The organism is Pseudoflavonifractor phocaeensis (assembly GCF_016901735.1).
GTDB lineage: Bacteria > Bacillota > Clostridia > Oscillospirales > Oscillospiraceae > Pseudoflavonifractor_A.
On record NZ_JACLZC010000214.1, the window covers coordinates 1 to 413 of the forward strand.

At 53.0% G+C, this 413-nt stretch carries 1 protein-coding gene; it reads right to left on the reverse strand.

Going from position 1 to position 413, the window contains the following annotated elements:
* Nucleotides 1-238: CHC2 zinc finger domain-containing protein (locus tag H7U37_RS15330; RefSeq protein ID WP_243414354.1), on the reverse strand; the 238-nt coding region annotated here is incomplete at its 3' end.
* Between the last annotated feature and the right edge of the window lie 175 nt (nucleotides 239-413).

A 413-nucleotide genomic window follows, 5' to 3' on the forward strand; every position in this document is an offset into this window, starting at 1 on the left:
CCAGCTTCTGCGCTGCTTCGTAACTGCTCAGGTCAAATAACCTCGCCACAAGGTCGATTACATCGCCGGTGGCCCCGCAGCCGAAGCAGTAAAAATACCGTTCATTCAGCTTCATGCTGGGGTGCCGGTCCTCATGGAACGGACAGCTGCACATCCCGTTTCGGTTGACTTGCAGCCCATAGTGTTTCGCTGCATCCGGCACACAAATATTCTGTTTTACCAGTTCAAAGAGTGTCATGGAAATCCCTCCGTTTCAGGGCATAAAAAAGCGGCCTGCCCGGTTTGTTTGGGCAGGCCGCAGTCTTTATGCAGTTTGTGATGTTTCCGTTTCTTTGGCTTTCCGCTTTTCCTGCCGGTAGAACTTCTCCCGGCAGGCGGGTTTGCAAAATTTAGCGTTGGGGCGGACAGACTGG